At 69.7% G+C, this 20,932-nt stretch carries 17 protein-coding genes; 8 read left to right on the top strand and 9 right to left on the bottom strand.

Translation table 11 applies throughout. From position 1 onward, the window contains the following. Positions 1-17: 17 nt before the first annotated feature. Both H6726_24510 and H6726_24505 read right to left on the bottom strand, forming a co-directional pair. On the bottom strand, positions 18-719 hold the full coding sequence (locus H6726_24510) for a tetratricopeptide repeat protein (protein MCB9660831.1): 702 nt from the start codon (positions 717-719) through the stop codon (positions 18-20). A 37-nt stretch (positions 720-756) separates the two neighbouring features. After that, a complete protein-coding gene (locus H6726_24505; protein ID MCB9660830.1) occupies positions 757-2,034 on the bottom strand; it encodes a protein kinase in 1,278 nt (425 codons plus the stop codon). Between the two features lie 178 nt (positions 2,035-2,212). Here H6726_24505 and H6726_24500 point away from each other — a divergent pair, with 178 nt between their 5' ends. Further along, complete coding sequence (locus tag H6726_24500) at positions 2,213-3,031, top strand: glutamate racemase (protein MCB9660829.1); 819 nt, start codon at positions 2,213-2,215, stop codon at positions 3,029-3,031. Between the two features lie 8 nt (positions 3,032-3,039). Here H6726_24500 and H6726_24495 read toward each other — a convergent pair whose 3' ends face one another. Further along, complete coding sequence (locus H6726_24495) at positions 3,040-3,600, bottom strand: hypothetical protein (protein MCB9660828.1); 561 nt, start codon at positions 3,598-3,600, stop codon at positions 3,040-3,042. 141 nt (positions 3,601-3,741) lie between these two features. Continuing rightward, positions 3,742-4,239 carry a DUF2505 family protein gene (locus H6726_24490; GenBank protein ID MCB9660827.1) on the bottom strand — a complete coding sequence of 166 codons (498 nt, stop codon included), beginning with the start codon at positions 4,237-4,239 and terminating at the stop codon, positions 3,742-3,744. A gap of 141 nt (positions 4,240-4,380) precedes the next feature. Between H6726_24490 and H6726_24485 the strand changes: the two genes are divergently transcribed. Beyond that, positions 4,381-5,658 (top strand): L,D-transpeptidase, encoded by a 1,278-nt coding sequence (locus H6726_24485; GenBank protein ID MCB9660826.1) that lies wholly within the window; start codon positions 4,381-4,383, stop codon positions 5,656-5,658. Here H6726_24485 and uvrA read toward each other — a convergent pair. Continuing rightward, positions 5,639-8,692 (bottom strand): excinuclease ABC subunit UvrA, encoded by a 3,054-nt coding sequence (gene uvrA, locus H6726_24480; protein MCB9660825.1) that lies wholly within the window; start codon positions 8,690-8,692, stop codon positions 5,639-5,641. The genes H6726_24485 and uvrA overlap by 20 nt on opposite strands. A 142-nt stretch (positions 8,693-8,834) precedes the next feature. Next, on the bottom strand, positions 8,835-11,558 hold the full coding sequence (locus H6726_24475; protein ID MCB9660824.1) for a serine/threonine protein kinase: 2,724 nt from the start codon (positions 11,556-11,558) through the stop codon (positions 8,835-8,837). Positions 11,559-11,617: 59 nt separating this feature from the next. Between H6726_24475 and H6726_24470 the strand changes: the two genes are divergently transcribed. The 4 genes from H6726_24470 to H6726_24455 all read left to right on the top strand — a co-directional run bounded on the left by H6726_24470 (position 11,618) and on the right by H6726_24455 (position 15,263). Then, positions 11,618-12,466, top strand: a complete 849-nt coding sequence (locus H6726_24470; GenBank protein MCB9660823.1) for a sigma-70 family RNA polymerase sigma factor — start codon at positions 11,618-11,620, stop codon at positions 12,464-12,466. A gap of 160 nt (positions 12,467-12,626) precedes the next feature. Further along, positions 12,627-12,980 carry a hypothetical protein gene (locus H6726_24465; protein MCB9660822.1) on the top strand — a complete coding sequence of 118 codons (354 nt, stop codon included), beginning with the start codon at positions 12,627-12,629 and terminating at the stop codon, positions 12,978-12,980. Next, positions 12,977-13,333: an IS66 family insertion sequence element accessory protein TnpB gene (gene tnpB / locus H6726_24460; protein ID MCB9660821.1), complete on the top strand. Its 357-nt coding sequence runs from the start codon at positions 12,977-12,979 to the stop codon at positions 13,331-13,333. Before H6726_24465 ends, tnpB begins: the two co-directional genes overlap by 4 nt. Before the next feature lie 82 nt (positions 13,334-13,415). Beyond that, entirely contained in the window at positions 13,416-15,263 is a 1,848-nt protein-coding gene (locus tag H6726_24455; GenBank protein MCB9660820.1) for an IS66 family transposase, read from the top strand. Positions 15,264-15,333: 70 nt separating this feature from the next. On the opposite strand, the gene H6726_24450 is transcribed toward H6726_24455, so the two are convergent. From H6726_24450 to H6726_24440, 3 genes are all read right to left on the bottom strand, one after another. Beyond that, a complete protein-coding gene (locus H6726_24450; protein MCB9660819.1) occupies positions 15,334-15,621 on the bottom strand; it encodes a hypothetical protein in 288 nt (95 codons plus the stop codon). Between the two features lie 126 nt (positions 15,622-15,747). Further along, on the bottom strand, positions 15,748-17,193 hold the full coding sequence (gene dnaA / locus H6726_24445; protein MCB9660818.1) for a chromosomal replication initiator protein DnaA: 1,446 nt from the start codon (positions 17,191-17,193) through the stop codon (positions 15,748-15,750). 521 nt (positions 17,194-17,714) lie between these two features. After that, positions 17,715-18,623, bottom strand: coding sequence for a hypothetical protein (locus H6726_24440; GenBank protein ID MCB9660817.1), 909 nt, complete (start codon positions 18,621-18,623; stop codon positions 17,715-17,717). A 249-nt stretch (positions 18,624-18,872) separates the two neighbouring features. Here H6726_24440 and H6726_24435 point away from each other — a divergent pair, with 249 nt between their 5' ends. Both H6726_24435 and H6726_24430 read left to right on the top strand, forming a co-directional pair. Further along, entirely contained in the window at positions 18,873-19,547 is a 675-nt protein-coding gene (locus H6726_24435; protein MCB9660816.1) for a ribulose-phosphate 3-epimerase, read from the top strand. Continuing rightward, positions 19,544-20,929 (top strand): sigma 54-interacting transcriptional regulator, encoded by a 1,386-nt coding sequence (locus H6726_24430; GenBank protein MCB9660815.1) that lies wholly within the window; start codon positions 19,544-19,546, stop codon positions 20,927-20,929. Before H6726_24435 ends, H6726_24430 begins: the two co-directional genes overlap by 4 nt. Positions 20,930-20,932 lie beyond the last annotated feature (3 nt).

Below are 20,932 nucleotides of genomic sequence, written 5' to 3'. Positions count from 1 at the left end.
CAAGCGCGGTGCGCTCCTCAGCGGCCTCGGAGGCGCTCGATCTCCCGCTCGACGAAGCCACGATCCGGTGCCGTCGGGCGAAGCCGCAGGTACTCGCGATAGTAGTCGATGGCGTCACGGGGGGCGCCCAGCCGCTCGGCGACGACGGCCATGTTGTAGAGGACCTCGGGCAGCGGCGCGAAGCGGTGGGCGGCCGTGAACGCCTGCATGGCCGCCTCGTATTCGCCCCGCCGGAACATCGCGACGCCGCGCGTGAAGAACGTCCGGGCTTCGCGGGTGAGCTCGTCGTCGCTCGGGGGCGCCGTGAAGACGTGGTCGCGGGACCGACGTTCGGCCTCGCGCAGCGCCGCGACGCGCTGCTCCACGTCCGCGCGCACCTCGGCGTCGGGCGTACCCTGACGCAGGTAGATGCGGAAGTAGCGGATGGCCTCTTGGTATTCGCTCATGCGCTCGTAGACGCGTGCGACGTTGAACGCCAGCTCGGGCGAGTGGGTGATGTCGTACGCCTCGCGCATCTTCGTCACGGCCTCTTGAAAGCGACCGGCGTCGTACGCGCTCTGTCCTTCCGTGAACAGTGCGCGGGCTCGCGCGATCTGCTCGTCGGTCTGTGCGTGGGCGATGGGCGGTGGCGTGACCGCCGGGGCCACGGTGAGCGCAGCCAGCCCAGCCGCGAGCCGGAGCACTCGGAGGGACGCGTGGGGACGGAGTCGGACAGGCATGGGCGTACCGCCACAGACTGCCATACGCCGCGAATATTCAGAAGCGGGTGACGCTCTCCGAGCGCTTGTCGATGCCCATCGCGTCGTAGATGGCGGTCGACAACCTCTCCTTGAGCGCCGTGCCCTTCTCCACGAAGTGGTGGATTCCCAACTGGTAGAGGAGCTGGCGGTCGTCGTCCTGCGCGCCCGCGCTCACGCTGATGATGGTCGTGCGCTCGCCGAGACGCTCGCCACGCAGCGCCATGCACACCTCGATGCCGTTCATCTTGGGCATGTGGAGATCCAGCAACAGGAGGTCCGGCTCGCGTCGACGGATGGCCGCCATCGCCGCCTCGCCGTCGGCGGCCGTCTCGATCTTCACGGAGTCCCCCAAGATCTGCTTCACGTAGAACTGCAGCACGCGGGCGACGTCCTTGTTGTCCTCCGCGATCAGCACGCGGAGCTCATCGCTCTCGGGCACCAGCGTCACGGCCTGCTGTGCTTCGCGGATCCCGCCCTGCATCGCGCGTAGCCGCCAGGCGACGGCTTCGGCGCTCTGGGGTCGATCGTTCGGGCTCTTCGCGAGCAACTCGCTGACCAACTCGGCCAAGCGCGCGGGCACGCCCATGCGGCGCGTGCGCACATCGGGCACAGGCTGCGTGTGGTGGTGGTCGTACAGCTCGGCCACGTTCTCGCCGGCGACCGGGAGCGTGTTGGTGAGCATCTCGAAGGCGACCACGCCCAGGCTGTACAGGTCCAGCAAGCGCCCGGCGCCTGGCTGCACCGTGTTGTCCAGCGCCTCCGGTGCCATGTACGGAGGTGAGCCGGCGATGCGTGTCTGCGACGCGACGTGGTACTCCGGCAGCACGAGCCCGAAGTCCATCAGCACGATGCGGTGGTCCGGCGTCATCATGACGTTGTCGGGCTTCACGTCGCGGTGGGCCAAGCCGGCGCGGTGCACCACGGCGAGCCCTTCGGCGATGGCGGTGATGACCTCGATGGTCTCGTCGATGTCGGGGGCCGAGCGGGAGTCGAAGCGTGTGCTCAGGTGGCGACCGAGGCTGAGGCCGTAGATGCGCTCCATGACGAGGAAGTCGACGCCGCGGCGCGCGCCCAGCGTGTGGACGGTGACCAGGCTCGGGTGACGGAACGCAGCGAGCGCGCGGGCCTCTTGGCGCAGCAAGCTGACGGCTGGGCCGGCGGACGCGACCTTGATGGCGACGCGGCGGTCGAGCTGGTGGTCGAGCGCCTCGAACACCTGGCCCATGCCGCCGGCACCCAGCAGGCAACGGACCTCGTAGTTGCCCGCGAGCATCTCCCCGAGGTCGAAGATCAAGCCATCGAGCGACCCGCTCGAGGGGGCCTCGCTGCCGTTCCAATGAGACTGTGGTCGGTCAGTGATAACGGCACGATATCACGACGCCCGAGCGGTACGCACTTTCTGGATGCGACGACCCGAACGATCCGCCGTGGTGCGCAGCGCGCGACCCCAGGGTTGCTACACTCCGAGCCATATGGCCGACGCCCGCTCTCCGATTGGCGTGTTCGACTCCGGGCTGGGTGGCTTGACCGTCGCCTCCGCCATCATGGACGCCCTCCCCAACGAGCACATCGTGTACTTGGGCGACACCGCGCGTGTCCCCTATGGCACGCGCAGCCCCCGGACCGTGTTGCGCTACGCGCGGGCGTGCGCGCGCCGTCTGCAGGCGCACGACATCAAGCTCTTGGTGATCGCGTGCAACACAGTCTCCGCGGTGGCGGTGGACATGCTGCGCGTGGAGCTGGACGTGCCGGTGCTGGGGGTGATCGGCCCTGGAGCGCGCGCTGGCATCGAGGCGAGCGTGAACGGCCGCGTGGGGGTCATCGCGACGCGCGGCACGGTCGCCTCGGGCGCTTACGGCCGTGAGCTGGCTGGGCTCAGCAGCAAGGCGGAGCTCTTCCCCCAGGCGGCGCCGCTGCTGGTGCCGCTGGCGGAGGAGGGCTGGCTGGAGGGTGCTGTCCCGACTGAGGTGGTCGAGCACTACCTCGAGCCGCTCGCCGTGGCAGGCGTGGACACGCTGATCCTGGGCTGCACGCACTACCCGTTGCTGGCCGACGTCATCCGCAGTGTCGCTGCGCGCGTGCTCTCCCCGGAGGTGCAGGTGGTCGACAGCGCACACGCGACGGCGAGCGAGCTGCACGCGCTGTTGCACGCACGTGGCCTCGCGCGCGCCGACGGACCCGGCACGTTGCGCATCATGGTCACCGACTTGCCCGGGCGCTTCGCCGAGGTCGCGGGGCGCTTCTTGGGTCGCGACATCGACGCGGCCGCGGTCGAGCAGATCGACCTCTGACGCGTCGTTCAGAGGAAGTCGAGCGCGACGTCGTCGGTGGTGATCGCGTCACCCACGATGACGCCCGAGACCGTCGCGATCGCGGTGAACGCCGCGTCGTCCGTGCCGGCGCGTGTGATCGAGACGGCGTAGTCCAGCGTGCACGCGCCGGTGTCCTCACAGAGAGCCGAGGACTCTGGCAGCGTGAGCGCATAGCGGTCGTAGCTGACACCGGAGCTCGTCACGGGCTCGGGCGTGCTGTCGGTCACCGCCGTGCCGGAAGGGGGGGTGACCGAGACCTCGATGGATGGACCACCTGCGACCACGTCCACGATGACGCCGAGCGTGGCGGACGACACCTGAGGGACTGCGTTCGCGCTGAGGTACAGCCGGTAGCTTGCGCTGGTGGAGGACTGCGCGTTGGTGAACTCCAGGTTCTCCGTGTCCGAGGCGAGCAGTGCGCCAGGCGCGCTTCCATCGCAGGCGCCGAGCGCTGGTCCCACCGCGAGCATGGTGGCGGAGAAGAGCAGCGGAGTGACGAAGGACAGGCTCGCAGGAGTCCGACGAGAGACCGAGGATGGCGCGTTCATGAGCGCAGGATAGGAGCGAGCCCGAGCGCGGACAAGCGGCTCCTCCGCCCGACCCCGGGAGCCCTGCGCAGAGTGGACCGGCTCGAGGCGGGCCCCGACCCCCTCCGGGGGCGTTCGCCCCCGCTCGCCGACACGAGCCGCTCAGCCCAGCTTGGCGAGGAAGTCGTTCGTGAACTTGGCGCTGTCGCCGTAGCTCTCGCGCGTGGTGCGGGCGATGAACTTCTCGAGGATGGCGCCCAGCCCGAGCAGGTTGGCCGTGATCTCGAAGTGCACGGTGCGCACGCACTGGTCGGAGCCGTGTGGGACCATGATCTGGTACGCCGTCGTGTGGACCTTGTCGGTGAACGTGTTGGGGATGATCTGGAAGTCGTAGCGGCCCGCGGTGGCGTCGTACTTGCCATCCTCGATGAAGCTGAAGCGCTCACCCAACGCCTCACGGATGACCTTCGGAGCGTCCGCGGTGGGCTTGATGCGCGCCTTGCGTGTCCCGACCGCGAGGTCGCACTCGAGCAGCTCGTACTCGTAGCCCAGGTGGTCGACGTAGAGGGCCCGGTAGAATTCCTCGTTTGGCTGGATGCGTGTCCAGAACCCCTCGGGCGTGGTGTTGAGCACGTGCTCGACCGTGAACTTCGTGGTCATGCGGAGGCGTAGCAGCGCGCTTCGCCAGTGGCCAGCGGGCCGGTGCACGCCAGGGCTCGGCGCGCGTTGCGCCTGCCGTGCGCGCTCGGTCCCCTCGCCCCAAAAGCGGCCCTGGCGCCCCCGCTGGGTATACTCCGGGGCGTGAAGAGTCTCTCGCGCGCGTGGCCGAGCGGCGCCCCGCTGCTGGGTGCGCTCTCCTTGCTGGCGGCGTCGCTGAGCGCTCCCGCCTCGGAGCGCGTGGGTGCCCAGCCTTCGACCACCGGAAGCCTCCCGCTCCCGCAGTGGGTGCGTTCGGTCGAGGTCGTCAACGACGGGGCACGCGTGTTTCGGGGTCCCAGCGAGGCGTCCGGCCGCCGCGGCACCATCGCGCGTGGGACGCGGCTCCCGGTTCGGCGCCGGCTGCCCGGCGTGGACTGCCCGACCGGCTATTGGTTCCAGGTGGGTGACGAGCTGTACCTGTGTACGCGCCACGCGCAGCTGAGCACCGAGCTGCCGAGCGGGGTCGCGCGGCCAGCCGTGCCCGAGGGGGCCCTGCTGCCGAAGGCGTACGCCTTCGTGCGCACGGACGGCGCACGCGCCTACGCGCGACCGTCGGAGTATTTCACCGACGAGTACGCCATGGCGCTGGGTCGTGGCTTCGGCGTGGTGGTGACGGGGGAGCGCACCGTGCAAGGCGTGCGCTTCGTCCGCACGGAGAGCCAGCTGTTCATCGAGCGCGGCGACATCGGCTACGCGCGCGGGAGTGACCTCGCGGGGGTCGAGCTGGGTCCAGACGACGACCTCGCCTTCGCCTGGGTACGTCGTGACAACGCGACGGTGCACGCGCGCCCCAACGGTCCCGTCGTGCGTCGCCTCGGGCGCCGGACGCGTCTGCGCCTCAGCCCGTCGACGCCCGAGCGCGGCGACTGGGTCGCGCTGGCGGACGGCGGTGCGATGCGTCGGCGCGACCTGCAAGGGCCTACGCTGACCGAGCCCCCCGCCGAGGTGCGCGCTGGCGAGCGTTGGCTCGACGTGAGCGTGGCCGATCAGGTGCTGGTGGCCTACGAGGGCACCCGGCCCGTGTTCGTGACGCTCGTCTCCACCGGACGCGAGGGGCGGCATCACCGTACGCCGCTCGGGGTGCACGCCATCTGGATCAAGCTGGCCTTCAGCGACATGAGCAACCTGGGCGCAGACACGCCGAACGAGTACGCCATCGAAGATGTCCCGTGGGTGCAGTATTTCGAGGGCAGCAACGGGCTGCACGCTGCGTTCTGGCACGACGACTTCGGGCACGCCCGCAGCCACGGCTGCGTCAACCTGAGCCCGCGTGATGCGCGCTACCTGTTCGACTTCACCCAGCCGGCGCTGCCCGCCGGGTGGAACGCCATCCTGCCACTCGAGGGCGAGCGTCCGACGTTCATCCGCGTTCGGCCTTGAGCTTCTTGGCGGTCTTGGCGGTCTTGGCGGTCTTGGCGGCGTTGGCGGTCTTGGCTGGCGGGCTGGACCTGCTGTTCCGCGGCGTCGTGGACGCGCCCTTTGGCGTGCGCGTTTTCGACAGCGTGGTGTCGGGCGCGGGCTTCGAGCGCGTGGCGACGTCTGGTGCGCGCGCGCTCCGGAGTGCTCCGCGCAGGAAGCGCCCCGTGTGACTTCCGGCGACCCGCGCCACCTGTTCGGGCGTGCCCTCCGCCACCACGCGACCGCCTCCCGCTCCGCCCTCCGGCCCCAGGTCGACGACCCAGTCTGCGCTGCGGATCACGTCCAGGTTGTGCTCGATGACCAGCACGGAGTTGCCTGCGTCGACCAGCTGCTGCAACACCCCGAGCAAGCGGCGGATGTCCTCGAAGTGCAGCCCGGTCGTGGGCTCGTCCAGCACGTAGAGCGTGCGCCCCGTCTGGCGCTTCGCCAGCTCGCGGCTCAGCTTCACGCGCTGCGCCTCGCCGCCGCTCATCGTCGGCGCGGGCTGCCCGAGCTGCATGTAGCCAAGCCCCACCTGCTGCAGCGTGCTCAGGATGGCCGCGAGCTTCGGGTGCGCCGCGAACAGGTCGGCGCAGTCGTCGATGCTCATGGCCAGCACGTCCGTGATGTTCTTGCCGCGGTAGCGCACGGCGAGGGTCTGGCTGTTGTAGCGCTTCCCCTCGCACACCTCGCACGGCACGAACACGTCGGACAGAAAGTGCATCTCGACCTTCACCTGACCGTCGCCCGAGCAGGCCTCGCAGCGCCCGCCCTTCACATTGAACGAGAAGCGCCCCGCCGTGAATCCGCGCGTGCGCGCCTCCGGGAGCTGGGCGAACACCTCGCGCACCTCGTCGAACGCCTTCGTGTACGTGCCCGGGTTGCTGCGGGGCGTGCGCCCGATCGGACGCTGATCGATGGCGATGACCTTGTCGATGGCGTCGAGCCCCTCGAGGGCGTCGTGCGCGCCAATGGGGTCGGTGCTGTTGTGGAGCTTGCGCCCCAGCGCGGGGAGCAGGATGCCGTTGACCAGCGAGCTCTTGCCCGCGCCGCTCACGCCGGTGACCGCGGTCAGCACCCCGAGAGGGATCGAAACGTCGATGCGGTGCAGGTTGTTCATGCGCGCACCTCGGACGAGGAGCTGTCCTTGCGGTGTGCGTCGCGCCTCGGGCCGCGGGATGCTGCGCGCGCCGCTCAGGTACTGCCCCGTGATGCTCTCGGCCACGCGCGCGACGCCTTCGGGCGCGCCGCTGTAGAGCACCTTGCCGCCCAGCCGGCCGGCGCCGACGCCGAAGTCCACGAGATGGTCGGCGGCGCGGATGGTCTCCTCGTCGTGCTCTACCACGATCACGCTGTTGCCCAGGTCGCGCAGGCGCTCGAGCGTCCGGATCAGGCGCTCGTTGTCGCGCTGGTGCAGTCCGATGCTGGGCTCGTCGAGAACGTACATGACGCCGCTCAGCTCGCTGCCCAGCTGGCTCGCCAGACGAATCCGTTGTGCCTCGCCGCCGCTCAGGCTGGGGCCGGCGCGATCGAGCGTGAGGTACTCGAGCCCCACGTCCAGCAGGAAGCGCAGGCGGCTGCGGATCTCCCGTAGGGCGCCCTCCGCAATGGCCGCCTGGTTTCCGGTGAGCTGCAGCGCGTCGAAGTGCGCCGACGCGTCGGACACCGTCATGTGCGTGACGTCGGCGATCCCGCGTTCCCCTACCCGCACGGCGAGACTCTCGGGCCGCAGCCGGCGTCCCTCACAGGTGTCACAGTGTCGCTCCGCGAAGTACTTCGCGTACGACACGCGCATCATCTCGGACTTGGTCTCGTGGTACAGCCGCTCGAGACGCGGGATGACGCCAGTGAACGAGACCGCCCAGCTACCGTGGCTGTCGCCGCCTTCCGAGCCCCACTCCATGCGGATTTTCTTGCCCTCGAGGCCGTAGAGCACCTGCGCGCGCTTCTTCGCGCTGAGCTTGGCGTACGGGGTGTCCAGGTCGACGCCGACGGCCTTGGCCATGCCGTCGATGACGCGGAAGGTCCAGCCCTCGCCTTTGTCCATGGCGCTCTTCCACGGCGCGATGGCGCCCTCGCGGATGGAGAGGCTCGGGTCGGGCACGACCAGCTCCGGGTCCACCTCGATGCGCGTGCCGAGCCCCTGGCAGCTGGGGCACATGCCGAGCGGGCTGTTGAACGAGAAGCTCTGTGGGCTGAGCTCGGGGAACGCCACGCCACAGCACATGCGCGACTCGCTGAAGCGCAGCGCGTGGCTCGGGGAGTCCCCTTCTGGCTCGACCTCCACCAGTAGCTCGCCCTGGCCTTCGCGTAGCCCCGCCTCGACCGCCTCGGTGAGACGTTGTCGGTCCTCATCGCGGCGCACCAGGCGGTCGACGACCACCTCGATGGTGTGCTTCTTGTGCTTCACGAGGGTGGGCGTGTCCTCGAGCCGTAGGACCTCGCCATCGACACGTGCGCGCACGAAGCCACGCCCGGCCAGCTCGGTGAACAGCTCGCGGAACTCGCCCTTGCGGTGCGTCACCAGCGGCGCGAACAAGGTCAGGCGCGTGCCCTCGGCGACGGTGCTCTCCACGTCGCGCACCACCTCCTCCGCGCTGCGTCCGCGCACCTCCTTGCCGCACTGGTGGCAGTGCTGCACGCCAGCCCGCGCGTAGAGCACACGCAGGTAGTCGTAGATCTCGGTGATGGTCCCCACCGTGGAGCGGGGGTTGTTGCTGGCCGACTTCTGCTCGATGGCGATGGTGGGCGAGAGGCCGCGCAACCGCTCCACCGCGGGCCGCTCGAGGCGCCCGAGGAACTGGCGCGCGTAGGCGCTCAGGCTCTCCACGTAACGTCGCTGACCTTCGGCATAGAGGGTGTCGAAGGCCAGGCTGGACTTGCCCGAGCCGCTGACCCCGGTGAAGACCACCAGCGAGCGCTTGGGCAGCTCGAGGTAGGGCACGTCGAGGTTGTGCTCGCGGGCTCCGACGATCTCGATGTTCTCCGACTCGGTGGCGTGTGGTCGCGGCGACATGGGGGGCGCTTAGCATGCCGTCTCTGACAGCACCTGTCAGGAGGGCGTCAGCAGGCGTCAGGGGTCCTTTCGCACCGCCGGAGCGTTCGACCGATGTCGCCCGGGCGCGATGGCACGCTGCGGCATCGAAGCTCGACGGCCGTTACTCCCAAACCTCCCCTCCGCCGTAGGCCCCCTCGCGACGCACGGGCGGGACGAGGGGTGTCGTGGCGGGCGGTCGGCGCGCGGGTGTCGTTCGCGCCGGGTGGGGTTGGGTCGCAGCGGGCGTTGCCGCTGTCAGGAGCTGGCGGGCCGCCGTGGACAGCGCATCGTCGCGATGGGTTCGAGCGATCTCGAGCGCGCGCGTTGCGCGGGCTGTTGCCTCCGCGCGGCGTCCCTGCGCGAGCAGCGCGCGCGCGACGGCGAGCAGATCCGCGGCCACCGCCTGCGCGTCGGGCCCAGCTCGCGCCTCGTCGGAGCGTAGGGCGGCCAGGGCATGCGCGAGCGAGCGCGCGGGGTCTCCTTGCGCCAGCGCGGCGAGCGCGAGGTTGCGCTCCGCGAGGGCGGCGTCCGCGTGGCCCGCCGTCGTGAAGAGCCGCAGCGCGGTCTCCCAGTGGGCGCGCGCGGCGTCCCAGTCGCCGGCGTCCGCGTCCACCAGGCCGAGGCTGTTGTGGCTGAGCGCGACGTCCGTGTGCATGTCGCCGAGGGCGCGGCGCCGGATGCTCAGCGCCTCTTCGTAGAGCGCGCGGGCCTGGATGGCTTGGCCCATCAGCCGCAGCACGCCAGCGATGTTGTGCAGGTGGTTGGCGTGACGCGGGTGGTCGGGGCCGAAGGGCGCATCCAGCGCCAACGCCCGCTCGTGGTGGGTCTGCGCGACGGGGAGGTGTGCGTCCATGCGTTCGACGTGCCCCAGGCTCGCGTGGAGGGACGCCAGCTGGACGGCCTCCTCGCCGAGTCTCGCGCTCCGCAGCGCGAGCGCCTGCTCGAGGTCCGCGCGGGCTTCCGCCAGCTGCCCGAGGTGGGCGCGTGCGAGGCCGCGGCGATGCAGGTACGTCTCACGCAGCGCGGGGCTCTCGAGCCGCGCGACCGCGGCCTCGGCCAGCTCGGCTTCGCGCGCGGCGCGCTCGTAGTCGCCGCGGCTGCCGGCGATGGCCAGCAGCTCGAGCCACGCGTCGGCGCGCTCCCATGGAGCGTCGGCACGTTCAGCGGCCACCAGCGCCCGGCGCGCCGCGCCGTCCGCTTCCTCGAAGCGGTCGAGCGCGCGGAGCACCTGTGCGCGAACGACCTCGACACGCGCGCTCGTCGCCTCGTCGTCCGCGCTCTCGGCGTCGGCCGCGGCCGCCTCGACCGCTATCAACGCCAGTGGCGCAGCTCCCGCGGCGAGCCTGGCGCGCGCCTGGCCCAACCCTCGGGCGACGGCTTCCAAGGCGGGGGTCGAGGTGTGACCTCCGGTATCGCAGCGGCGCGGGTCGGGGAGCGCGTCGACCGCATCCGCGAGCGACTCCGCGATGCGTGGGCTTCCGTTGGGTGGCAGCCGCGCTGCGGCGTCGGCCTGCGCTTCGAGACACGTGAGCTGGGCCGCGAATGCAGCGCGGGACGGCCCCGCGCCGCGCGCCGCACACACGCGGTCGAGCTCGGCGAGCTGGGCGCGGTGGAACGCTGCGAGCTGGGCCTCCAGCTGCGAGCGCAACGTTCGGCTCGTCGCAGGGAGCGCTGCGCCCAGCGCGGCGCGAGCTCGCGCGGCGTGTGCGTCGAGCTGCGCGGCTGTCGCCTCGCAAGGGTCGGGCGCTGGCGCTGGCGCCGGGAGCGTACGGAGCACCACGAGGGCCACGCTCGCCGCCAGTACGAGGGCACTCGCCGCCCATCCCAGCACGACTCGGCGCCGTTGCGACGCGCGCTCAGGGTCCGCCGCGCGTAGCGCCGCACGCAGCGCCGTCATGTCGGGGTAGCGGTTCGCTGGGAGCGGCTGGAGGCCGCGCGCGAGCACGCTCACGAGCGGGTGAGCCAGCGCCCGGTCGTGGGGGACGCCGCGCTCGATGGACTCGCGCAGCTCCCGCAGCGTTCGACCCTCGAAGGGACGCGCCCCCGTCAGCGCCTCCCACACGCACACGCACCAGGCGAACTGGTCCGTCGCAGGGCTCGCGGGCTCGCCACGCAGCTGCTCGGGGGCCATGTACGCCGGGGTGCCCAGCAGCGCGCCCGTGCAGGTGAGCGTGGTGACTGGCTCGTCGAGCGCGTGTGACGCTCCCCGGAGCTCTCCCGCGAGGCCGAAGTCCGCCACCTTGGCCAGCCCGTCGTCGCTCAGCAGGACATTCTCCGGCTTGAAGTCTCGGTGCACGACACCGTGGGCGTGGGCTGCCTCGAGCCCCGCGGCCGCTTCGTCGTAGGCCCGCAGGACCTCGCGCGCGGTTGGGCGCTGCGCCTGCCACGCGCGTAGGTTCGTCGCGGCGCGCTCCATCACGACGTACGCGTCCCCTCCGTCGCTGCCCACTTCGTAGACCTGGATCACGTTGGGATGGGTGAGCCGCGCCATCGCCTGCGCCTCGCGCAAGAGACGTGCGTTTCCGTCTGGCGCGTCGCTCAGCGAGTGCAGCACCTTGAGCGCGACCGTGCGCCCGAGCTCGGGGTCCCGCGCCGCATAGACCTCGCCCATCGCGCCACGTCCCAGGAGGGACTCGAGCACGAAGCGCCCCAGAGCGGCGCCGATCGGGCGCGTCCCGACCGGCACATCGAGGTCGGGGACCGGTCGTTGCCCCGATGCGAGCACGCCGACCAGCTCGCGGCACTCGGCGCACGCGTCCAGGTGCGCGTCCAGCGAGGCCAGCGCGTCCTCGTCGAGTCCGCCCGAGACCAGCGTCCACAGCGTGAGCTCGTCGGGGCAGGTCATTAGCGCTCCGCGGGCCGACCATCGGTGCCGTCTGCGGCCTGGGCGAGTACACTCTGCGTGTGCATTGGACCGAACGATACCAGCGCGAGCGTGGCGACCGCGCGACCGTCGCCGCGGAGCGGTTGGAGGCGCTCGTCGCCAGCGCGTCGGTGGATCCCGAGCTGCCGCTGCCGGCCTACGTCGATGCTCTCGCGCGCCTGCCTGTTTCGCTCGACTCGCTGTCGGACGAGGCCGCGCACGAGCTGGCGCTCGCGGTGGGTGTGGCGCACGGCAGCGCGTTTTCGGCCCAGGTGCTCGAGCGGGACTACTTCTCGCTCGTCGCGCCCGCGCTGACCGCGCTGCGGCTGCCGCCTGCGATGGTGGACGACGTGGGCCAGGAGCTGCGCGCCAAGCTGCTGCTGGGGCCCACACCCAAGCTGGTGGAGTACGCTGGGCGTGGTTCGCTGCGCGGCTTGATCAAGGTCAGCGCCACGCGCACCGCCATCAGCATGCTGCGCAAGACGCGCCGCGAGGCGGACGCCGTCGACGACGAGCGCGCCGCGGACGACATCGACGCACTGGATCCCGAGCGCGCCATCCTGAAGGCACAGTACCGCCCGGCGTTTCGTGCCAGCTTCGAGCGCGCCATCCGCGGACTCGGCGCGCGTGAGCGCAACCTGCTGCGCCTGCACTTCGTCGAGCGTGTGACGTTGCCTCAGCTGGCGAGCATGTACGGCGTGTCGCGCGCGACCGTCGTGCGACAGCTCGCTGCGGCACGCGAGGAGGTCGCCACGGAGACCAAGCGCCACTTGGGCGCACAGCTGGCGCTGCCCGTGTCGGAGCTGGAGAGCATCCTCGACCTGGTGCGCAGCCGCTTCGACGTGAGCGTGGGAGGGTTGCTGCGCACACAGGACGAGCGGGACGGGTAGGCCGGCTGGGGTCGTCCGGGGTGCGCGGGTCACCCCACGCGCACCAGCTGGCCGCCACGCGTGACGTGCCACCCGTCCGCGCTGAACGTGAGCTCGATGCGCGTAACCGCTGCATGGACCCGCTCTTCACGAGATGCGGAGCGAGCCCCACGCTCGGGGGATGAAGAGACTCCAGGGTGAATGGCCCGATCACGTGCGTGCGTGGCGAGCGAGCGGGGAGACGGCGCGGACGTACTGCGAGGCGCGCGGCCTGAATGTGACCCGGCTCTGGTCGTGGTCGGCGCGGATGCAGGACGAGAAGAAGGCGGCGCGAAAGATCGCGAAGTCAGGCGCGGAGATTCGGATGGCTCTGGTGCGTCCGACGCGGCCGACGGTGACGGCCACGTCCGTGACGCGCGGCACCGGGGTGCGGCTGTCGGTTGGGGCGGTGCGCGTGGAGGTGGAGCGCGGGTTTGACGAGGAGACGCTGTCGCGCGTGCTCGCGGTGCTCGAGCGCCCGGAGGTGGTGCGATGATCCCGGCCGATATCGAGGTGTTCGTCGCGCTCGACCCGGTGAGCCTGCACAAGAGCTTCGACACCCTTGCAGGCGAGGTGCAGGAACGCGTCGGCCGCTCGCCGCGCACCGGTGGACTCTTCATCTTCTTCAACCGTCGGCGCACCGCCCTCAAGGCGATTTTCGCGGACGGCACGGGCCTTTGCATCTTCTACAAGCGCCTCGACCGTGGACGCTTCCAGCTCCCCGAGCCCATCGACGAAGGACGCGTGGTGGAGCTGAGCGAGGACCAGCTGGACGTGCTGCTAGACGGCATAGAGCTGCCTCCTCCGCGCGCGCGTGCGAAGCGCAACACCACTCCGTCGGTGCATTGATCCGATAGCGTGCGCGTGCGTGAAGAATCTCGGATCTGGCTATGGACAAGCGGGATCCTAGATCCTATGAGTCGACCCAGCGATGGCGACGAAGGCAGACCTCGAGTCGTTGACCGGAGAGCGCGGCGAGCTCGTGGACAAGCTCGTGGCCGCGCTCGCGGAGCGCAACGCCGAACTCGCCGCACGCGACGCTGAGCTTGCCGCACGCGACGCGGCACTTGCTGCGCGCGAGGCCAAGCTCGATGCCGCAGCGGCGCAGATTGCCAAGCAGGCGGCGCAGTACGAGGCGCTGCGCGAGGCGTACATGCAGCTGCAGCTGGAGCTGAAGCTACTCAAGCGCAAGATCTTCATCGCGTCCGCAGAGCGTGCAGACACCACGCAGCTGCAGCTCGAGTTCGAGACGCTGACGCAGAAGTTGGACGCGCTCGCGGGTGCCATGGGCAACCCGTCCGAGAGCGACGATGACCCGAGCGATGAGAGCGGTGACAGCAACGACCCGGAGGCGAAGAAGAAGCGCCGGTCGAAGTCCACCGGGCGTCGTCGGGTAGAGGAGATGGGGCTGCGCAAGGAGACCGTGTCGCTGACGGATCCACACATGGAGAAGCTCGTTGACGACGGGCTAGCCCGTCGCCTGCCGGAGCCAGAGGCCAGCCACAAGCTCGGACGCAAGCCCGCCGAGTACATCCACGTCGAGATCCTCCGTACGACCTACGCCACGCTCCCTGACGAGAACGGGCGCACCGAGTTGTTCACGGCGGACATGCCGCCCGAGCTGCTGCCGCGCTGCCTCGCGGCGCCGTCGGTGCTGGCGGAGGTCATCACCGACAAGTTCAGCAAAGGCCTCCCGCTCTACCGTCAGGAGCAGGAGCTGCTCTTCGAGAGCGTCTCGCTCGACCGGGGCACGATGAGCCGCTGGCTCGACCAACTCGGCTCGCGCTTCAACGAGACCATCGTCGCCGCCATGGAGCGGGACGCGTTGATGAGCGCGTTCTGCATCGCCACCGACGCCACGGGCTTCGCGGTGCAACCGGGCAAGCTCGACGACGGCCCACGGCGGCCCTGTCGCAAGGGCCACTACTTCGTGCGCATCGCGGACCGCGACCACATCCTGTTCAACTTCACGGAGCGCCAGCGCAGCGAAGACGTCGTCACGCTGTTCAAAGGCTACGGCGGCCACATCCAGGCCGACGCGTGTAGCGTGTACAACGCGCTCTTTCGGCCCGCTGACCCTGACGCGCCCGACGACGAGCTGCCCACCGAGGTGGGGTGTTGGTCGCACGCGCGAAGGAAGTTCTTCGAGGCCGCGTTCGCGAAGCTCGCGATAGGGCGCGAGGGGCTCGTGTATCTGCACAAGATCTTCGAGGTCGAGCGGCGCTGCCGTGCCGGCAAGCCTCCACCGTCCACCATCAAGGCGCGGCGCCTGCAGCACCTCGCGCCCTTGATCGACGAGTTCGTCGACTTCGCGAAGCAGCATTACGAGCGCGAGAAGAAGCGCCGCGGACCTGCCCGCGCTGCGCTGGGATACGTCGTCCGTCAGGAGGGGCCGCTCCGCGCCGTGCTGACCGACGGGCGCCTGCGCATCGACAACAACTGGAGCGAACGCGAGCTGCGCAAGGTGGTCCGCATCCGCGACGCCGCCCTGTTCGCCGGGAGCACCAAGCACGCCGAGAACGCCGGGGCGCACCTCACGCTCATCGCCTCCGCCAAGCTCCACCACCTGAACCCCCGCGAGTACATCCGCGACCTGATCCGCGTCCTCCCATGCTGGCCCGAGGACCGCTACCTCGAGCTCGCGCCCCTCGTCTGGAACCAGACGCGCGCCCGACTGGATCCCGCCGAGCTCGCGGCCGAGGTCGGATGGATCACCGTGCCCGACCCCATTCCGCTGCGCCGCCCGGGCGAAGAGTCGCCCGCGGAGGACCGCGCCTGAGCGCGTCGAGCTGATCGCCGGAAGCATGAGCCCAGTGTGAGGCGGTCCTCCGCGCTCGACGAGAGCGGGTTTATGCAGCGGTTACGATGCGCTGGTCGTACGTCACGCCGCGGCGCGCGAAGCGCACCATCGTGCTGGCGTTCCCGTCTCGGATGGAGGTGCCCCACATGGCTTCGACGTGCACCCCGCGCCGAGCCGACGAGAAGTGGAGGTCGACGGCGTGCTCGACCTCCTGGACGCGGAGGAGCTGGAAGTCGCCATAGTCTCCGCAGGCACGCGCGGAGGAGACGCCCAGCGGCGTCGTGCCAGCGAAGAGGGTGAGGGCGAGGAGGAGAGAGGTGAGGAGGGTACGGGTCATGGTGAGTGTCCTTTCACCTCCCGAACGCGCCTCGTCGGCGACCGGCTCAAACTTCTTTCAGACGCTGCGCGCGGGCTCCCGTCACGCAGCGTGGGCGCTGCGCCCCACCCGTGCAGCGCCCGACGTTCAGAGCCCGAGCTTGCGGTCGACGGCGGTGATGGCGTCCAACACCTTGTCGTCGTTCTCCTCGAGCAGGCGGCCGATCTTCTTGTAGGCGCTGAGGACCGTCGTGTGGTCCTTGCCCCCGAAGCGGCTGCCGAGGTCCGGGTAGCTGGTACCCAGGCGCTCGCGGCACAGGTACATCGCGATCATGCGCGGGTGGCTGACGGAGCGCGTGCGCTTCTTGCCCTTGAGGTCCGCCATGCGCACGCCGAAGTACTCACACACGGCGCGCTGGATGTCCTCCACGCTGGTGACCTGGTCCATCTGCGGCATGACCGTCCGCGTGGCCTCGCGCGCCAGCTCCATGTCGATGGGGCGGCTGCGGAGCTCGGCCAAGACAGCCAAGCGCGTGAGCGTGCCTTCGAGCTCGCGGACGTTGCTCTTCACCACCTGCGCGAGGAAGTGGGCCACCTCTTGGCTGAGCTGGATGCCCTCGCCGGCGGCCTTGGTCTGGAGAATCGCCACGCGCGTGTCCACCTCGGGCGCCTGCACGTCGGCGACCATGCCGGACTGGAAGCGGCTGATGAGGCGCTCCTCCATCTCGGGGATCTGCTGCGGGTAGACGTCGGACGTGACCACGATCTGCTTGTTCGCGTGGTGCAGCGCGTTGAACGTGTGGAAGAACTCTTCCTGCGTCTGCTCGCGGCCGGCCAGGAACTGGATGTCGTCCATCAACAGCACGTCGCACCCGCTGCGGTAGCGCTCGCGGAACTGCGCGATGCGGTGGTTCTGCAGCGACCAGATGAACTCGTTCGTGAAGCGCTCGGCCGAGAGGTAGAGGATGCTCGCGCCCGGGTTGTTGGCGAGCACGGTGTGGCCGATGGCGTTCACGAGGTGCGTCTTGCCGAGACCGACGCCGCCGTAGATGAAGAGCGGGTTGTAGCGGGTGCCGGGCGACGACGCGACGGCCACGCTGGCCGCGTGCGCGAGCTGGTTGCTGGGCCCGACGACGAAGTTGTCGAAGCTGTACATCGGGTTGAGGTCCGCGACCGGCGGCGGCTGCGGCAGCGACGACTGCGACGTGAAGCTCGGGCGCGCCACCTGGATGCCCGCCGCGGGCGTCGATGGGCGACCGTTCGCGCCCTGGAGGGGCGGGCGTTGCGCGGGTGGCGGCGCGGGCTCGGCGCTACGCGCGGCGGTGGCGCGCGCCTGCAGGTCGGCGTCGACCGTCCACACGATGGCGGTGGGGGCCGCGTGGTTGGTGTAGCGCGCCTCTTCGCGGCACAGGTCCAGCACCAGCGACTCGTAGTTGTTGTGGACCCACTCGAGCTGGAAGCTGTTGGGCACGCGCAGCGTCAGTTGACCGTCGAGGAGACCACCGAACTCGATGTCGGCGATCCAGCTCTCGAAGGCCTCGGGGGAGATCGTCTTTTGGAGACGTAGCAGCGTCGATTCCCACAGGTCGTTCATGGGCAAATACCTTCACATTGCAAGACGATGCACGCAGTTACCCACACATGGAGCACAGAGTGTTCGCCACGTCTTACTTGCTGTTCGGGAGGAGAGTGGTTTGCTACCCGGCGGCTGCCACTCTGGACATCCCCACCGAAGGGAAAGCGAAACTAGCAGTCCCCGAATCGAGCGTCTACGGGTTCGTTGGAGGAAAATCCTAACTCACGAGGATCGCGAACGATTCGCTCACAAGTTTCTTTCGAGGGGTCCGCGTGTGCGCAGAGGTGACGCGCTACGGGGGTGTCGTGATCGAGAAATCGACCATAAAACAAGGTGGATCCGCGATTTCTCCGAGAGCCTCCGAGAGACGCTGTGGATCACCTGTGTGACATGTGGATGACTCGCGTGGCGATTCCATTCGAGCCATCAAGCGCATCCTCCGCGGCGCTGTGCAGACGTTCAGATCACACCCTGTGGCTTACCCCGCGCGTGGCTCACAGGTTATCCACAGCTTGTGAACGAAACGACGACCCTCGGGGCTACTGCACGTTGTAGCGCACCGTCAGCATGAGCTCGGTCTGCCGCCGCGCGCGCGCGCGCAGGTCGTGCCGAAGCGCGAAGTCGACCTCGAACTTCGAGTCGAAGTAGCCCGCGCCGAGGGTCAGCGTGTGGACGTCGCGGCCACCGTCGCGACGGTATCCGAGCCGAACGGGGACGATGTCCGAGATGGTGTACTCGAGGCCGAAGCCGCCCAGCACGCGTGGCGAGGAGAACGTGCTGATGTCGACGAGCACGTCCGCGCCCACGGCCAGGCCGAAGTCGGACACCAACGCGCCGAGGCTGCCTCCAATCTGAACGGGGGCCAGCGCGGAGTCGAGGTCGATCAGGTTGTAGGCCAAGACCGAGAAGTGGAGCCACTCGATGGGCGTGACCGTCGCGCTCGCGTCGAGCGTGAAGCCCCGCGCGTGCTCTCCGATGGGCGTGTCGTTGTCGTCTCGGTCACGCGGGCTCATGCGCAGGAACCGCGCGCCCAGGCCCAGGGAGATGGCTGGCGCGAGCGCCATGCCGAGGCCCAGCCGTCCGTCCCATCCGTTGTAGTCACGCCCGTTCCCGAAGAACCCGCGGAAGCTGAACCCGGCCGCGAGGGCGCTGCTGATCGAGTCGGCCACGGCAGACCCGATGGTGAACGCGTTGCGCCCCGTGATGTACTGGAAGCCAGCTTCGACGTGGTACAGGCGCAGGAGCGCCAGATTGGCGTTGTTGTAGGCCAGCGCCGAAGTCCCCGTGGCCGTCGCGCGTGAGCCCGACCCCATGGCGATGCCGCGCGCCGTCTCGAGCGTGTCCTCGCGGGCGCGCTCCGTCGTGGCCTCGTCCAGGACGCCGCTCGGGGCCTCGACCTGGCCAGCAGCCGATGTCGGCACGAGCGCCGTGAGCGCCAGGGTGGCCACCAGCCACCCGCGTGCGACGTCGCGCCTCCTCGCGGATGCGTTGGTGTCGGCTCGTCGTCGTGCCCAGGCCACCAACGTCCGACCGTCGGGAGGCCGTTTCGGCCAATCTGATCCGTGCTCAAGCATCGTGGTGTCGTTCCCATAGCCAAACGCCCCGGGAGCGTCCAGAAATCCGCAAGTCGCCTGTTTTCCGGGGTGGGGCGGGGGGGTGGTGGTTGACACGCGTGGGCCAGCGTGGATTCTACCTGCGTGCCACGCTCTTCGAAGCCGCTCCGCCTCGCTCCCTCCGTCCTCGCTGCCGACTTCGCCCGACTGGGCGAGGAGGTGAGGAGTGTCGACGAAGGCGGCGCCGAGTGGATCCACCTGGACGTGATGGACGGCCGCTTCGTGCCCAACATCACGTTCGGTCCGCCCGTCGTCCGGGCGCTGCGTCCGGTCACCACCAAGGTGCTCGACTGTCACCTCATGATCGTCGAGCCTGAGCGCTACGTGGAAGACTTCGCGGCGGCCGGGGCAGACGTCATCACGGTACACGCCGAGACCTGCCCGCACCTCCACCGCGTGCTCCAACAGATCCGCGCGCTGGGAAAGCGCGCCGGCGTCTCGCTCAACCCTCATACGGACGAGGGGTGCCTCGGATACGTGCTGGACCTGTGCGACCTCGTGCTCGTCATGAGCGTCAACCCCGGCTTCGGTGGCCAGTCCTTCATCCCGGCCGTGCTCCCCAAGCTCGAGCGGTTGCGGCGCATGATCGACGAACGTGAGCTCGACACGGACCTCCAAGTGGATGGGGGGGTGAAGGTGGGCACGGCACGCCAGGTCGTCGCGGCAGGCGCCGACGTCCTCGTCGCGGGGAGTGCGGTCTTCGCGGCATCCGACTACGCTGCGGCCATGCGAGCCATCCGTCAGGACTGCGCGGAATGAGCGTCGACCCCGCCATGCTGACCAGCGTGTTCGCGGATCCGGGGCTCACGTCTCGGCGTCTGCGACGCAGCCGCGTCACCGTGGTGAGTGGGCCCAACAAGGGGGCCGAGCTGGTGGTGGACCGCGAGCGGGTGACCGTCGGGCGGAGCGTCATCTGCGACTTGGTGCTGTCCGACAAAGCAGTGAGCGGAACCCATTGCGAGCTGGTGGCGGACGAGAAGGGCGTGCTCTTGCGTGACCTCGACTCCACCAACGGCACGAGCGTGGGCGACCTGCGCATCCGCGAGGTGTGGCTGCGTCAAGGCACGCTGTTCACCGTCGGCCAGACCCAGCTGCGCTTCGACCCGCTCGAGGGCAGCATCGACATCGCCCTGAGCGGCAACGAGACGTTCTACGACCTGGTGGGCACGAGCACGCGCATGCGCGAGATCTTCGCCGTGCTCGAGAAGGTGGCTCCCAGCGACCTGACCGTGCTCGTGCGCGGCGAGACCGGCACGGGCAAGGAGCTGGTCGCCCGCGCCATCCACCGCGCGTCCAAGCGCGCCGCTCAACCGCTCGTGGTACAGGACTGCAGCGCCATCCCGCGTGAGCTGGTGGAGAGCACGTTGTTCGGACACGAGCGCGGCTCGTTCACGGGCGCGAGCGATCGTCACCGCGGATCGTTCGAGCAGGCGCACGGCGGCACCATCTTCCTCGACGAGATCGGCGAGCTCCCGCTGGACATGCAGCCCAAGCTGCTGCGTGTGCTGGAGAACCGCGAGATCCGCCGCGTGGGCGGGCAGAAGACGTTGCCCGTCGACGTGCGCGTCGTCGCCGCCACCAACCGTGACCTGCGGCAGATGGTCAACGAGGGCACGTTCCGCGAGGACCTCTACTACCGCCTGAGCGTGGTGCAGGTGGAGCTCCCCTCACTGCGCGAGCGCCCGGAGGACATCCCCCTCTTGGTGCGCGGCTTCCTGGACGACTTCGCGGGGCGCCGCTTCCCGGGGGAGGAGCGCGAGTTCTCTGCCACCGAGGAAGCCATGCGGAGGCTGCAGGCCTACCCGTGGCCTGGCAACGTGCGCGAGCTGAAGAACACGGTCGAGCGCGCCGCGTCCTTGGCCGACGGCTTCGAGCTGGACCGCTCGGACTTCGTGCCCGCCAGCCAGAAGTCTCCGCCCATGACGCTCCCGGGCGGGCGCGCCGAGGAGCTGGTGGACGAGGGCGTGCCGTTCAAGGAAGCCAAGCAGCGCATCACGGACGCCTTCGAGGCCTCGTACCTGAAGGCTCTCCTGGACAAGTACGGCGGGAACATCACGCGCAGCGCACAGGCGGCGGGGCTCACGCGCTATCATCTGCGCGAGCTGGCCAAGCGCTACGGCGTGCGAGACACCCAGGTGTGACCG

It is taken from the genome of Sandaracinaceae bacterium, from assembly GCA_020633055.1.
In the GTDB taxonomy this organism is placed as follows: Bacteria; Myxococcota_A; Polyangia; order Polyangiales; family Houyiibacteriaceae; genus JADJJE01.
This window is presented reverse-complemented; position numbering and strand designations above follow the sequence as displayed.